Raw genomic sequence first — 15,754 nt, 5'->3', positions numbered from 1 at the left:
AATAGGGTGAAAGTTAGAGCGCCTTATAAGTATCAAGGTAAGCGCTTAATCTGAATTGCAGAAGGGTGAATAAATATATGAATAAAGTCAAATGGGGTATATTAGGAGCCGCAAACATTGCATATGATGAAGTAGTGCCAGCGATCCGCAGATCAATCAACGGAGAAGTTTCAGCTATCGCATCACGAAATATAGAGAGAGCAAACCGTTTTAATGTACCTGTTGTGTACAATAATTATGATGACTTGTTGAATGATGAGATGATTAATGCAGTTTATATTCCACTGCCAAATGCGTTTCATAAACAGTGGATTTTGAAAGCGTTAAAGAAAAAGAAACATGTACTGGTTGAAAAACCTGCAACGCTGTCTGTAAAAGATATGGAAGAAATCATAGTAGCTGCAGAAGAGAATAAGGCAGTGTTTATGGAAGCCTTTATGTACCAATTCCATCCACAGCATCAATTTGTAAAGAATTTGATGGACTCTGGGATAATTGGAGACTATCTACATGTCAAAGCCCATTTTTCGTTTATGCTTAATGGTGAAGAGGATATCCGTCTTAGCCGGGAACTTGGCGGGGGGGCATTTTGGGACGTAGGTTGTTATGGTGTACACGCATTAACACAAATAATCGGCATGAAACCGACCCAGGTCAGGATGGTTGGGAAAGTGCCGGAAAAATATCAAGTTGATACCGTTTCTGTTGCTTTTTATATGGATGAGGAAGGCCGGACAGCTGAAATTACTGCTTCGTTTGCAGGTTCCTTTTTGGATCGTTATGAGATTTTTGGTGAAAAAGGAACGATTGTTGCAGAAGCTGCATTCCGTCCTGACGTTACCGAAAATGGAGAAGGCGTTGTGAAGGTGCTTGATTTAAAAGGGCATGAAACTCAGAGAGAAACATTCGCGGGTGATCAATACTTACAGCAAATAGAACATTTCCAAAACGCTGTCGTAAATGATACAGAGCCGGTCTATAATGGTACGCATTCGGCTGAAGTTATTAATTGCATAGAAAAAGCATATCAATCACTCTACAATTCTTCTGAGCAAGTTACTATTAAAGAAAAATCGAGAACTTATTAAAGGCGATGAGATAGATTATGAAAGTTACAATTTATGATGTAGCGAAAGAGGCGAATGTTTCGATCGCAACGGTTTCAAAAGTGATAAATAATACAGGCAGGATTAGTGAAAAGACCAGACATAGAGTTAAAAATATAATGGAAGAGCTGGATTACCGGCCTAACTTAATAGCGTCTGCTTTAATGGGTAAGCAGACGAAAACTATTGGATTACTCATACCCGATTTAGTAAACCCGTTTTTTGCGGAATTGGCAAGAAGTATTGAGGATCGCGGACATCTTATGGATTACAATTTGGTGATCTGCAATACAGATTATGACCCAGAAAAAGAAGATAATTACTTATCACTGCTTAAGCAAAAGCAAGTAGATGGATTCATTTTAGCGTCAGGGTTCGAAAGTTTGGACAAAGTAGAACAACTGATGAAAGCCGACGTGCCAGTAGTAATTGTAGCACGAGACTTTCCAATGTTTTCAGTAGATGCAGTGGCGATTGACGATTTTATGGGCGGCTATTTGGCAGCACAGCATTTGACTGAACTCGGTCACGAACGTATAGGAGTAGTAGCGCGCAACTTATATAGTAATAGAGAAAGACTGCGGGGATTCAATTTTGCTTTGGAAGAAAAAGGGCTAGAACCACAATTAGATTACGTTTATACGGATGAAATTGATAATATTTTAGCTGGGAGAAAAATGGTCGATTTCTACGCATCAAATGACCAGATGCCTACTGCCATTTTTGCTTGTAATGATTTACTGGCATCAGGCGTAATTCAGAGAGCAAAAGAAATGGGATTGAGCATTCCAGATGACTTGTCAGTCGTAGGATTTGATAATACGTCAATCGTCTCAATTATTGAACCACCTTTAACTACAATTGCCCAACCGATTCAAAGTATGGGCAAAGAAGTAATGGACCTTATGATCTCTATAATTAAAGGAGAAAGGGAAGAGAAGGGTCGAATTACCCTGTTGCCAAATCTAGTAGTAAGGAATTCGACTAAAGAAATAAATAAGCAAATTTCAAAAACTATTGATTTTTCTGAACCGTCGTATTAGAATGTGATTTAAGTTATTTCATAACATTCAGTAAGCGCTTTCCTTGATGCAAATAAACGGAGGTATCGACTTCATGACTAGTAATTGCTTAGTTTCACAATCAGGAGGGCCTACTGCTGTCATTAATAACTCTCTCGTTGGATTGCTCGATGAGATGGAGGAACAACAATTCATCGGAAAAGTGTACGGAAGTTTAGGTGGCCTGCACGGATTAATCTCAGAAGACTTTGTGGAGTTATCCACCCTCTCATTTAAAAAAAGAATTCAGTTGCGTTCTACTCCAGGCGCTGCGCTGGGCACATGCCGACACAAGCTGACAGAGGATGAGGCTGAGCAGATCATAACAGTGCTAAAGAAATACAATATTCGCTACTTTTTTTATATCGGCGGCAATGGTTCCATGCAAATTGCCCGAATGATTGAAGAGGCGGCCTCTATTCTTGGTTATAGCTTAGTGGTGATCGGTATACCGAAATCTATAGATAATGATTTGCTGGAAACGGATCATTCCCCTGGCTACGGCAGTGCGGCAAAGTTTTTGACTACTTCCTTACTTGAGATGCAGATGGATGCGGCAAGCTATCCGAATAACAGCCGGGTGACGATTATCGAAACAATGGGAAGACATACGGGTTGGCTGGCCGGGGCTTGTGCACTTGCAAGAAATGAAGAACACAGCCAAACAATGATTTATATACCTGAAATACCTTTTAATTTAGATGACTGTATTGGAAAAGTTATAGAAACCCATAAAGAAAATCGAAATAGTTTCCTGATTGTATCAGAAGGTATTGTAAATGCTGATGGTACGTTGGTTAACAAAGAAATCGGCGAGCTGGAATATGATCCGTTAAATCGGGCAAAACTGGGAGGAGTCACCACCCACTTACAAGAACAAATTGAAAACCAGACAGGAATACAGACCCGGTCGATCACGCCGAGTATCTGGCAGAGAAGCAGTATTTTGCTATCTTCTAAGACTGACGCTGAGGAAGCGTACGAGGCAGGGAGAACTGCTTGGAAGTTGGCGATAAAAGGCTATACAGGAATCATGGTTGGTATTGATCGAATTAATTCAGCGAATGAAGACTATCGAATTGAGTTCAATCCTAAAATGCTGATTGATGTAGCAAATAAAGAAAAGCATATTCCAATTGCATGGTACGATCAAGAGAAACATACGATGCAGGAAGAGTTTCTACAATATATTCGTCCATTAATACAGGGGGAAGTGCAAATTCCCATGGAGAATGGTCTCCCTCTTTATGAAGTTATATTATGAAATCAAGCATTTTTGAAAAAGCGCTTACCCAGAAAGGAATGATTATTTGTCTAATCAAGTAACATGCGCGGTTATCGGTGTAGGAAGGTTGGGAATCATTCATGCCGAAAATCTGGTGATGAATATTGCAGAAGCAAACGTTAAGTATATTGCGGCCTCCAGAGAAGAATCGGCAAAAAAAGCGGCTCAGGCATTAGGCGTAGATTTATGGACAAATGACCTGGATGTAATATGGCAGGATGAAACAGTAAATGCCGTGATTATTGCCACACCAACACATACGCATGCCGAACTGATTTTGAAAGCTGCAAAACATAAAAAGCATGTATTTGTCGATAAGCCGCTTACCAGCACGGTTGAAGAAGCAGATACGGTGATTAGCAGTGTAAAGGAAAACAAAATTATATGCCAGGTAGGCTTTATGAGAAGATTTGCACCCGCATATGTTGAAGCCAAAAAAAGAATAAATAGAGGAGATATTGGTAAACCGATTCTTTACCGCGGTGTCAGCAGAGACCCGGGGTCTCCTCCCGAAAGTTATATTAAGACAAGTGGTGGCATTTTCTTGGACCTTTGCATACATGACTACGATATAGCTCGATACTTGATGGACAGTGAAGTGGATTCTATTCAGACTTTTGGGACAGTGCAAATGCATCCTTTTATGAAAAAGTATACAGACGTCGATCAATCTTTATCCCATTTAGTTTTTACAAATGGGTCAACTGCAGTAATAGAAGGAAGCAGGAACTCCTCATACGGTTATGATATTCGGGGGGAAGTGCTGGGAACAGAAGGAATGATAGAAATTGGTTCTATTCAGCAATGCGACAATCTGCTGCTCAAAGACGGCTATGAATATTTTGAGAACATCCCCGACTTTCCGAGCTATTTTCGAGAAGGGTTTCTAAATGAGATGGAACATTTTATTGAATGTGCCGGACATGGCCACGAGCCACTGGTTAATGAGTTGGACGGAAAAATTGCTTTACAAATCTCTGAAGCTGCAAGAGAGTCATTTGAAAAAAATAAAAAAATACATATAAACAGGAGTGAAGAAAATGAAGACAGTTAGACTAACCATGGCACAGGCTTTGCTGAAGTTTTTGGATAATCAGTACATCTATTTTGACGGTGAGGAACGTAAATTTGTCAAAGGAGTTTTTGGAATATTTGGTCACGGAAATGTGACTGGCATGGGAGAGGCTTTAGAAAACCACACGGGTGATCTCACGTACTTGCAAGGAAAGAACGAACAAGGAATGGTGCATACCGCAACTGCTTATGCTAAACATAAAAACCGATTGGAGATTTATGCCTGTACTTCATCGGTAGGACCCGGAGCTCTAAATATGGTGACTGCTGCAGCTACTGCGACAGTTAATAGAATTCCTGTGCTTCTGCTCCCTGGTGATACGTTCGCTACACGCCAGCCCGACCCGGTTTTGCAGCAAATTGAAGACCCGACTGATTATACCATTTCATCCAACGATGCGTTTAAACCGGTAAGTAAATATTGGGATCGCGTATCGAGACCCGAACAATTGATGACCGCAGCTCTTAATGCAATGCGGGTGCTGACTGATCCGGCTGATACGGGAGCTGTGACTTTAGCATTGCCGCAAGATGTTCAGGCTGAAGCATATGATTATCCGGTAGAATTCTTTAAGAAAAGAGTTCACTATGTCGACCGCCGAATTACATCAGACGAGTCGATTGAGCGTGCCGCCAAATTGATTATGTCTAAAGAGAGACCTATCATTATCGCCGGGGGCGGAGTACATTACTCGCTTGCAACGGATGAATTGGCCGCTTTTGCAGAAAAGTTCAAAATCCCGGTAGGTGAAACGCAGGCAGGGAAAAGTGCGTTGGCATGGAATCACGACTACAACATGGGAAGTATTGGATCAACCGGATCACTGGCTGCAAACAAATTGGCAAAAGAAGCTGACTTGATTATTGCAGTGGGAACGAGACTGACAGATTTCTCAACATCTTCAAAAGTTGCATTTGCCAATCCTGATGTTGAGTTCCTTAATATTAATGTCAGCAGTATGGACGCCTTGAAAATGGAATCGCAGGCTTTAGTTTCAGACGCTAAATTAGCTCTTGAAAGATTAAGCAACGTCTTGGAAAAAAAGGAATATGTCAGCGCTTATGATAATGGGAGACTTGAGCGTTTAAAAGTAGAATGGGATCAGATTGTTGATAAATATTATTCTGCCGAAGCAGAAAACGGGCTGGCTCAAACAGCTGTTCTTGGAACCATCAATAATACGATTGGAGATAACGCTATTATTACTTGTGCGGCCGGCAGCATGCCTGGTGATTTGCATCGTTTATGGCGAAGCAAGAATCCAAAAACCTATCACATGGAATATGGATTTTCATGCATGGGTTATGAAATCGCAGGTGCTCTTGGTGTGAAAATGGCCGCAGATAAGGACGAGGACGTATATGCCTTTGTCGGTGACGGCAGCTATCTTATGCTTCATACCGAATTAGTAACGAGCATCCAAGAAAACAAAAAAATTATAATTCTGCTGCTGGATAACAATGGTTATCAGTGTATCCATAATTTACAGGTAGGGCAGGGCAGTGAAGGGTTCGGCAATGAATTCCGATATCGTTCAGAAAAAGATAACCGGCTGTCAGGTGATTATTTCACAATTGATTTTGCTGCAAATGCGCGGAGTCTGGGTGCTAAATCCTATACTGTACGAACAGAGGAAGAACTGAAAGATGCATTAGCCAAGGCAAAGGAAGAGAAAATCACTACTCTAATTGACATTAAAGTGTTGCCGGGCACAAGTACAGAAGGATACGAATCTTGGTGGCATTTAGGGGTGGCAGAAGTTTCAACTAGTGAAAAGGTTCAAAATGCATATCAGGAGATGGAGAAAAAGAAACAAGAAGCCAGAAAGTATTAATCATTGGAGGTTATGGAAATGTCAAAACTACAAGTGAAACCAAATCAAACAGCCGATCAAAACGGAAATCTGCTGCGTATCACGCCTGAATCGGCGGGCTGGGAGTACGTGGGATTTGAAGTATATAAACTTGGTAAAGGCGAAATATTTCAGCAGGAAACAGGCGATAGGGAGATGGCGGTCGTATTGCTTTCAGGTAAGGCAGATGCTTTTACTAAACATAAAGAATGGAAGAATATCGGAGAGCGCATGAGTGTCTTTGATGACACAGCTGCCTATACTGTCTATATTCCGAATGATGATAATATGAAATTAGTGGCACAAACAGATGTGGAAATTGCTGTTTGTACCGCACCGGGAAAAGGAACCTATGAAGCAAGGTTGATTGAGCCGAAAGATGTAGATGTGGCAAAACGCGGTTCCGGTCATATGACAAGGGAAATACATGGCATCATACCAGAAGACCAGCCGGCTGACAGTCTGTTCGTTATTGAGGTGTTTACTCCAGCTGGTAATTGGTCCAGTTATCCACCACATAAGCATGACACGGAAAACTTTCCGGATGAAACATATTTAGAAGAAACATACTATCATAAAATTAATCCGGCAGATGGCGGGTTTGCGATTCAGCGGGTCTACACTGATGACCGGACGCTCGATGAGACAATCATTGTAAGTGACGGAGATTCGGTTATGGTTCCGAAGGGTCATCATCCATGTTCCGCACCTCCAGGCTATGAATTGTATTATCTAAATGTCATGGCTGGTCCAATTCGTAAATGGCGGTTTACCAATGATCCAGATCATGAGTGGTTAACGAAGTAATAATACATGAAGTGCAGCTGTCAGCAAAGCGCGGGACTGCACTTTAAGATAAAAGGCCGGAGGTTATTACATGGGATTAAAAAACACATCATTTAAACTGGGAATTCATCCAATCAACTGGGTTGGTGAAGATGTACAGGAACATGGGGATTTCTATGAATATGACCAAGTGATGGAGGAGATCTCGTCATTGGGGGTCAAGGGAACAGAAGTCAGTAGAAAGTTTCCGAAAGACCCGAATGAATTAAAAAAGGCATTAAACAAGTATGGCTTGTCACTGACAACACAATGGAAATCAGTATTCTTCACAGATCCTTCCCGTCAAAAAGAGGAACTAGATGCATACAGGAAACATGTGCAATTCTTAAAGTTATTCGACTGCAAGGTTGTTAGCACAGCAGAAATCGGCGGATCGATGTTAAATCAAGATCCAACCCGTAAGCAGGATGAGACATTTGTTGAACATCTGAAAGAAGACCAGTGGAATTATCTTGCGGAAGGTTTAAATAAAGCCGGAGAAATCTGCCAAGAGTATGGTATGGATTTAGTGTACCACCATCATGCAGGTACAGTAGTAGAGCAGCCATCCGAAATCGATAAGCTGATGGAAATGACCGATCCCGCATTAGTATCTCTTTTATATGATACGGGCCATGCTTTATATGGGACAAATGACCCTGTTGAACTCTTGCAAAAATACTATGATCGAGTGAAATATATTCATTTGAAAGATATCCGGAAAGATGTACTTGAAAAAGCACTATCAGAAAAATATAGTCTTAGAAAGTCACTGCGCAGTGGGTTATTTACCGTACCTGGAGATGGCTGCATTGATTTTACATCTATTATAAAAATAATGATGGAACATAATTATAACCGTTGGGCACTGATAGAGGGAGAACAAGATCCCTTAGAACATAATCCTTATGATTATGCTGAAAATTCGATACATTATTTACAGCAAATCGTTGACCAAATCAATCAAGAGAACTACACAAAAGCAAATAACTAAAAGCTAAGGAGGATGAGAAATGAAAGGTAATGTAAAAGTCGCCGTATTGGGTCTCGGACGTCTCGGATACTGGCATGCTCAAAATATCGCCACAAAAATCCAAGGAGCAGAGGTAGTACAGGTGGTCGATCCACTGGAAGGCCGAGCAGAGCAAGTAGCTAAAGAGCTGGGTATCTCGAAGTGGTCTACTGATGTCAACAGTCCATTTACAAATGATGAGATTGATGCGGTAGTAATTGTTACACCGACTGATGTACATGCTGAAATGATTAAAAAAGCAGCAGAGAATGGCAAGCATATTTTCGTAGAAAAGCCATTGACCAGTAACTTACTGGAGGCTGATGGAGTAATCCAATCAATCGAGGAGCATCAAGTGCTTTGCCAAGTAGGCTTTATGAGAAGATTCGATCCTGCGTATGTGGAAGCTAAAAAAAGAATTAAAGCTGGGGATATTGGAAAACCACTATATTTTAAGGCAGCAAGTCGAGATGGAAATGTTCCTCCTGAGCAATTTATAAAACATAGTGGCGGAATATTCCTGGATGTAGCAATTCACGATTATGATATAGCCCGCTTCTTAATGGAAGACGAAGTGCACTCTATTTTAAGCACCGGAAATATTTTAAATGAATCCAATCAGTTCATGGAGAAATATCAGGATGTTGATCAGGGACTGTCTACGATCCGCTTCAAATCGGGTGCAGCAGCAGACATTGAGACGATGCGCATTGCTCCATATGGCTATGATATTCGCGGAGAAGTCATAGGTACAGAAGGCGCTATCCAGATCGGTTCTATGAGAACTAATGATATCCGTATACTTCGTGCGAATCAAACCAGCTATGACTTGGTACAGGACTTCCCGACACGTTTTCAAGAAGCATATCTATTGGAAATGATTCATTTCATACAGTGCATCCAAACCGGAGAACAGCCGAAATGCAACGCGTTGGACGGAAAGAAAGCATTGGAAATCGCAACAGCAGCAACCCGTTCATTCAGAAATGGGGAGACGGTATTATTACGGAACATCGAAGAGAAAATTCTAGGCTGACAAGAACTGCAATCGGCAACTGACAGGACGAATGATATGAAAGCGCTTCATCTGCCGAACAGAATGTCCAGCTGTAAAAAATCATCAAGTTTCCTAAGTAAACTAAAGAGGTGAGGCAGGATGTTACTAGAATTAAAAGGAATATGCAAATCGTTTTCAGGAGTCCAAGTGTTAAAAGATATTGACATCCAAGTAGAATCCGGAGAAATCCATGTCTTGCTGGGCGAAAATGGCGCTGGAAAGTCTACAATCATTAAAATTATTACAGGCGCCTACTCCAAAGATGAAGGGGATCTCAGATGGAAAAATGAGGAGCTGGTGGTCAGTAAACCTAGTGACTCTATCGATGCAGGGATTGGCACTATTTACCAAGAATTAAATCTAGTTCCCGAATTGTCGGTAATGGAAAATATATTCCTTGGTAATGAAAAGAAATCTGGCGGAAAATTTTCGCTGCTTGACAGGAAGAAAATGCGAGAAGAAGCAAAAGCTATTATGGAAACACTTGGTCAAAGAGTGGACCCTGACACATTGGTCAGTGAATTAGGTGTGGGCCAGCAACAATTAATCGAGATTGCTAAAGCGCTTTCCTTGAATTGTGAACTCATTATTATGGATGAGCCCACTTCCAGCTTAAGTGAAAGAGAAGCAGAACAATTACTACAAACAATTGAACGATTAAAAAATCAAGGTATGACAATTATCTATATTTCTCACAGATTGGAAGAAATCAAACGAATTAGCGACAGAATTACGATCCTGCGAGATGGCGCTAAAATTGCTACTGTCGATACGGCAACCACCAGCATCGACAAAATGATTTCTTTAATGGTAGGGCGTTCACTTGATAATAAATTCCCTAAACATGAATTCAAAAAAGGAAAAGAAATCTTACGAGTTAAGGATATGCAGTTAACTGCTGACTCTCCAGTCATCAACTTCACTGCATACCAAGGAGAAATTCTGGGGATATCCGGATTGGTAGGAGCAGGAAGAACAGAGTTGGCAAGGGCAATATTTGGTGCGGATACAATCTATAGAGGCGAAACCTATATAGACGGTGAAAAGCAAGTAATCCGCAATCCGATAGATGCCATAAAGGCAGGACTTGCATTCATTACAGAGGATAGAAAGGAAGAAGGGTTGTTTTTAGATCAGTCGCTTATCTTTAATAAAACTATCTCCAATATTAATAACGTTAAGAGAAACGGTTTGATCAATGTCAGCAGGCAAAGGGAAATCGCTAATAAGTATGTTAAAGAATTAAGTATTCGTCCCAATAATGTTGATTTAATGACCAGACATCTTAGTGGTGGAAACCAACAAAAAGTAGTAATTGCTAAATGGCTGTTCACTGACGCACGAATATTTATATTCGATGAACCTACCCGCGGAATAGATGTCGGGGCCAAGGTAGAAGTATATAATCTGATGAATTATTTAGTCGAGAATGGGGCTGGCGTTATCGTAATATCTTCTGAGCTTCCTGAAATACTTGGGATTTCGGATAGGATATTGGTGATGAATGAAGGAAAGATTAGCGCAGATCTTGATCGTATAAATGCTGATCAGGAAATTATTATGAAAGCTGCAACAGGAGGTCATTGAATGGCAGAACAAAATGGTTTAAGTACGGTAGAAACGGTTGAATTGCCAAAGGAAAAACGTAAATATAACGTGAAATACATTGTCAATAAGTTTGGAGCATTATTCGGTTTATTAATTTTGACGATTGTTTTGTCAATTCTTTCGCCTAGCTTCTTAAAAGTTGATAACTTGATGAATATTGCAAGACAGTCCTCCATCAATGCATTGCTTTCTATCGGGATGCTATTACCGATTCTAACAGCTGGAATTGATTTGTCAGTTGGCTCCATACTGGCAATTTCAATTGTCATGACAGGAGTAGTTTCCGTAACATGGGGCTTTTCCCCGATAATCGGTATCATCGTTTGTTTGGCAGTTGGCGCGCTGGCAGGCTTGTTGAATGGTTTGCTGCTTACAAAATTGCGCTTGCCTCATCCATTCATTTCTACTTTGGGAACAATGAATGTCTTCAGAGGATTGGCGCTGATCATCACAGGAGCCTCCCCAATTTTCGGCTTCGCCTATTTGATTAACTTCACTGGGTCTGAAAGTGTAGGGGTCATTCCGGTTAGTTTCATTTTAGTATTAATTATTTGTGTTATCTTCCATGTGTTCTTAACCAGATCATCTACGGGCAGGTATATTTATGCCATAGGCGGTAATAAAGAGGCGGCAAGACTTTCAGGTATTCCGGTCGACAAAGTACTTATTAAAGTCTATACAATTAGTGGATTGATGGCGGGTCTTGCTGGTCTTGTTCTAATTGGAAGAACAAACGCTGCATCACCGATTGCCGGACTTACCTACGAGCTTGACGCGATTGCAGCCGTTATTATCGGCGGAGCCAGTTTTTTTGGAGGAGTAGGGACGGTCTGGGGAACGTTAATTGGTGCCATGATCATCGCAGTTTTACGAAATGGTCTCAACCTATTGGGCACATCAACCGATGTCCAAACAGTTGTGATCGGGGTTGTCATTATTTTGGCAGTGTATGTTGATGTGTTACGCAGAAGGTCTAAAAATTAACTCACCAATTATCCCTTAGAGGAGGAATATAAATAATGGGCAAAAAATTTCTGTTTACTTTACTGTTATGCATTACTCTGTTAGCTGCATGTTCACAAGATGACGACTCAAAAGTAACGGTTAATGCTGATTCAGGAGACGGTAAAAAAATCGGTGTGGTTCTAATGTCACTGAACTCTGAGTACTGGAAGATCCACGTGGCTGGAGCGAAGAAGGCTGCAGAAGAGTTGGGAGTCCAAGTCGATATCTTAGGCCCTACCGAAGAAACCCTATATGAACAGCAAGTCAAGATGGTGGAAGATTTAGTGTCTTCTGATGTCGATGGATTGGTCGTTGCGCCCAGTTTGCCGGAAGCAATGTTGCCTATTCTTGAAAAAGCCAGTGCAAAGAGCATTCCTGTCGTTTTAGCTGATTCCAATGTGGACGGCTTTGATAAGCGGGTCACCTTCATAGGAACGGAAAACTTTGATGCTGCATTTAAAGGCGGAGAATTCATTAGCGATCAATTAAAAGAAAATGACAAGGTATTAATCGTAAGAGGTCAAATGGGTGCTAAAGTTCATGATGAGCGCACTGAAGGTTTTAAGGCGGCTTTAGAGGATAAGAACATTCAATTTATCATACAGGATGCCCAGAGTGATCGCGTGAAAGCAGTAAATATTGTTGAGAATACACTGACCGCCGATCCGGATATCAAAGCTGTTTTCGCAACATCAGATGAAATGGCACTCGGTTCGTATAAAGGATTGGAGAATAAAAATAGCACCAAAATCCCATTGATTGGATTTGATGGAACGCCAGATGGTCTACAGGCAGTCGTAGATGGGAAATTGATTGCTAATATTGCCCAGGATCCTTACCAAATGGGCTATTTGGGAGTTCAATCAGCTTATAAAGCAATGAACGGCGAGACGGTGGATGAGCGAATTGATTCTGGAGCCGAAGTATACACAATTGATAATGCGGAAGAACGACTAAAAGAAATTGAAGGATATTTAGGAAAATGAACAAGATTTCTGTATGCAGCTGGATATTTGGTGACCAGCCGATAGAAAAAACGATTCGAACGATTGACAGTCTGGGCTATCAATCAATTGAAATAGCGGCATCCGAGGCAGTTAATCAAACTTCGAAAATCAAATCGATTCTGAAAGATACAGATCTGATCATCGGTGGAATGACAGGGGATGCCTCCTGGCCGGATGAAACAAAAGATTTATCCAACCATAATTCAGATTATCGGAATAAAGCGGTGTCTTATTTTCAAGAACAAATTAAGACAGCGGGAGAGCTGGCTGCCGATTATATTGTGATCTGTCCTTCAGCAGTTGGGAAGATTACATCGCCGATAGAGAAAGATGAGAATTGGCAGCGCGCCCTTGATTCCGTGAAGAAACTGAGTGAAACGGCTGCAGCTGAAGACATTGACTTAATTATAGAACCTATAAACCGCTATGAAAGTTCTTTGCTGAATTCGGCAAATGATGCCTGCAGGTTTGTCAGTGAGATAAAACACACTAATGTAAAAATGCTGGTTGATACATTCCATATGAATCTTGAAGAAGAAGATCTTATTCAAGCCATATTCGATTCAGCCGATCAGTTAGCAGTATTTCACGTTGCGGACAATAACAGAAAAGGCTTAGGAATGGGGCATCTTGATTTTCCCGCTATCTTTACTGCATTAAAAACAATTCAGTATGACGGGCCGGTAGTATTGGAGTGTCTGGTTCCCAGCGGAAGTCCTTTCGAAGCGAATTCATCAAAGAACCTCCAATTAACAGAGTATCTGAAAAGTTCGTTGAAGATACTAAATCAATATATTTAATACATGCACAGTCAGGAGGAAATATTATGTTAGCAGCTGTCTTTGAAGATATCGGGAAACTATCCCTGCAAAATAAGAATATCCCCGAAATTGAAAGTGACAATCAAGTAAAGGTTAAAGTGGAGGCAGCAAGTATTTGCGGTTCGGATATCCATATTTTATCGGAACCTCCGACTCATCCGGCTACCACGGGAATCATTCAAGGCCATGAATTTATTGGAGAGATCGTAGAGATTGGGAAAAACGTTCGAAATGTAGCTGTCGGTGACCGTGTAGTGATAGATCCCACAGTAGTTTGCGGTGATTGTTTTTATTGTAAGTTGGGCAAGCAGAACTTATGTGAAAACTTCTCGACTATTGGTATTTTTGAAAATGGGGGATGGGCTCCATACAGTGTGATCCCTTCGCAGAATGTTCACCGGATATCAAAAGAGGTTCCGGCAGAAGTGGCTGTTCTGGCAGAACCATTATCCTGCGTCATTAATGGCAGTGAAAAATTGCAAATGAGCCCTGGAGATAGTGTGGTCATTTTAGGGGCGGGTCCGATGGGTCAATTATTTACTCAGGTCCAAAAAAGTACTGGAGCAGGTAAAGTAATAGTGGTTGATTTATCTGACTATCGCTTGAATTATGCAAAGGAATCGGGAGCTACACATACAATTAATCCTAATGAGCAAAGTGTTGAAGAGTTGGTTCATGAAATAACACAGATAGGCGCAGATATCGTAATAGATTGTGTGGGTGTGTTATTTGATCAAGCACTTGATTTAGTACGGAAAGGCGGAAAAATCCTATTAGTAGGAATGAATGAGAATGCAAGACCTCCTATTAAGCAATTTAAAATTACTCAAGAAGAAATCACGGTATATGGAACCATTATACAAAACAATCATTTCCCAAAAGTTATTAAGATTTTGGAATCAGGTATGCTGAAATTAGATCACCTGATCACCCATCAGACGAATTTAGGAAATATACATGAAGCGATAGATATCATGAGAACTGGAGAAGCTATTAAAATTATCGTCTATCCGGAAAGCGAAGGAGAGGATTAAATGAAAAAGAAGCTTTTCTTATTAATTATAAGTGCTGTTCTTTTGCTTGTCGCTGCGTGCAGTGGCACAGAAGGCAACGCAGAAAGTTCCTCTGGCGGAGATGAAAAACAAAGTGGTAAACCGACTGTGGCGGTAGTGCTGAAAGGAGCGGATCAAGAATACTTTAAACTTGCAGAAGCAGGAGCTAAGCAAGCGTTTAAAGATTTTGATGTAAATGGGAAGTTTTTAGCAGCATCTACTCAAACAAAGGAACAGGAATTAATTAATATCTTGGAAGACTTACTAACAGACAAACCCGACGCGCTTGTAGTGATGCCGAGTACAGAGTCAGCCATTCCCACTTTATCTAAGTACACAGATAAAGATATACCGGTATTATTGATCGATACCAATTTGAATTGGGATGAAAAACTTACCTATATTGGCATAGATAATTATACTGCCGGACAAAAAGCGGCAGAGCACTTAGCATCCCTTTTATCCAAAGGTGATGAGATTGCTATTCTAGAAGGTGTCTCAGGCGCGGCTGTTAACGAAGAACGAGTGCGTGGTGTAAAAGATTATATGAAAGAAGCCGGCATTAAAATTGCAACTTCCCAATCAGCTGATTTCGACCGGACCAAAGCAGTCAATACAATGGAAAACATTTTAACAGCCAACCCGGGAATTAAAGGGGTATTCTCTGCAAACGATGCCATGTCATTAGGTGCTTTGAAAGCAACAACCTCTAATGGAGTCAACATTCCCATTGTCGGCGTCGATGGTACAGCAGATGGCTTAGAATCCATTGCAGCGGGTGAAGTAACAGCTACTGTAGGCCAGAACCCATATAATATGTCATATTTGGGAGTTGAAAATGCACTGAAAGCGATTAAGGGCGAATCAGTAGATAGAGAAATTGACAGTGGAATTGAATTGATTACTGAAGAAAATGCAGCAGAACATTTAGAGAAAGTGAAAGAAATGCTTGGGAAGAAGTAAATGTCCGGATCAGCTCACTGCATGT

General features: G+C 40.9%; 14 protein-coding genes. All 14 read left to right on the top strand.

The genetic code is table 11. From position 1 onward, the window contains the following. Positions 1 to 77 precede the first annotated feature (77 nt). The 14 genes from NCCP2331_RS09950 (at position 78) to NCCP2331_RS09885 (ending at position 15,729) form a co-directional block, all read left to right on the top strand. Positions 78 to 1,088, top strand: coding sequence for a Gfo/Idh/MocA family protein (locus tag NCCP2331_RS09950; protein WP_251670377.1), 1,011 nt, complete (start codon positions 78 to 80; stop codon positions 1,086 to 1,088). 17 nt (positions 1,089 to 1,105) lie between these two features. After that, positions 1,106 to 2,149 (top strand): LacI family DNA-binding transcriptional regulator, encoded by a 1,044-nt coding sequence (locus NCCP2331_RS09945; protein WP_251670376.1) that lies wholly within the window; start codon positions 1,106 to 1,108, stop codon positions 2,147 to 2,149. Positions 2,150 to 2,222: 73 nt separating this feature from the next. Beyond that, entirely contained in the window at positions 2,223 to 3,431 is a 1,209-nt protein-coding gene (locus NCCP2331_RS09940; protein WP_251670375.1) for a diphosphate--fructose-6-phosphate 1-phosphotransferase, read from the top strand. Between the two features lie 46 nt (positions 3,432 to 3,477). Beyond that, positions 3,478 to 4,506: a Gfo/Idh/MocA family oxidoreductase gene (locus tag NCCP2331_RS09935; protein ID WP_264879247.1), complete on the top strand. Its 1,029-nt coding sequence runs from the start codon at positions 3,478 to 3,480 to the stop codon at positions 4,504 to 4,506. Beyond that, complete coding sequence (gene iolD / locus NCCP2331_RS09930; protein WP_251670372.1) at positions 4,493 to 6,361, top strand: 3D-(3,5/4)-trihydroxycyclohexane-1,2-dione acylhydrolase (decyclizing); 1,869 nt, start codon at positions 4,493 to 4,495, stop codon at positions 6,359 to 6,361. The genes NCCP2331_RS09935 and iolD overlap by 14 nt, the downstream gene beginning before the upstream one ends. An 18-nt stretch (positions 6,362 to 6,379) precedes the next feature. Beyond that, complete coding sequence (gene iolB, locus NCCP2331_RS09925) at positions 6,380 to 7,186, top strand: 5-deoxy-glucuronate isomerase (protein WP_251670370.1); 807 nt, start codon at positions 6,380 to 6,382, stop codon at positions 7,184 to 7,186. Positions 7,187 to 7,256: 70 nt separating this feature from the next. After that, on the top strand, positions 7,257 to 8,198 hold the full coding sequence (iolE, locus tag NCCP2331_RS09920; protein ID WP_251670368.1) for a myo-inosose-2 dehydratase: 942 nt from the start codon (positions 7,257 to 7,259) through the stop codon (positions 8,196 to 8,198). A 19-nt stretch (positions 8,199 to 8,217) separates the two neighbouring features. Then, positions 8,218 to 9,252, top strand: coding sequence for a Gfo/Idh/MocA family oxidoreductase (locus NCCP2331_RS09915; RefSeq protein WP_251670366.1), 1,035 nt, complete (start codon positions 8,218 to 8,220; stop codon positions 9,250 to 9,252). A gap of 120 nt (positions 9,253 to 9,372) precedes the next feature. Further along, positions 9,373 to 10,860: a sugar ABC transporter ATP-binding protein gene (locus tag NCCP2331_RS09910; RefSeq protein WP_251670364.1), complete on the top strand. Its 1,488-nt coding sequence runs from the start codon at positions 9,373 to 9,375 to the stop codon at positions 10,858 to 10,860. Then, complete coding sequence (locus NCCP2331_RS09905) at positions 10,861 to 11,865, top strand: ABC transporter permease (protein WP_251670362.1); 1,005 nt, start codon at positions 10,861 to 10,863, stop codon at positions 11,863 to 11,865. Positions 11,866 to 11,900: 35 nt separating this feature from the next. Beyond that, entirely contained in the window at positions 11,901 to 12,872 is a 972-nt protein-coding gene (locus NCCP2331_RS09900) for a sugar ABC transporter substrate-binding protein (RefSeq protein ID WP_251670361.1), read from the top strand. Continuing rightward, on the top strand, positions 12,869 to 13,693 hold the full coding sequence (locus tag NCCP2331_RS09895) for a sugar phosphate isomerase/epimerase family protein (RefSeq protein WP_251670360.1): 825 nt from the start codon (positions 12,869 to 12,871) through the stop codon (positions 13,691 to 13,693). The genes NCCP2331_RS09900 and NCCP2331_RS09895 overlap by 4 nt, the downstream gene beginning before the upstream one ends. Positions 13,694 to 13,719: 26 nt before the next feature. Next, positions 13,720 to 14,748: a zinc-binding dehydrogenase gene (locus NCCP2331_RS09890; protein WP_251670358.1), complete on the top strand. Its 1,029-nt coding sequence runs from the start codon at positions 13,720 to 13,722 to the stop codon at positions 14,746 to 14,748. Further along, positions 14,749 to 15,729 carry a sugar ABC transporter substrate-binding protein gene (locus tag NCCP2331_RS09885; RefSeq protein WP_251670356.1) on the top strand — a complete coding sequence of 327 codons (981 nt, stop codon included), beginning with the start codon at positions 14,749 to 14,751 and terminating at the stop codon, positions 15,727 to 15,729. Positions 15,730 to 15,754: the final 25 nt, after the last annotated feature.

This window comes from Sporosarcina sp. NCCP-2331, assembly GCF_023707945.1.
Classification (GTDB): domain Bacteria; phylum Bacillota; class Bacilli; order Bacillales_A; family Planococcaceae; genus Sporosarcina; species Sporosarcina cascadiensis.
This window is presented reverse-complemented; position numbering and strand designations above follow the sequence as displayed.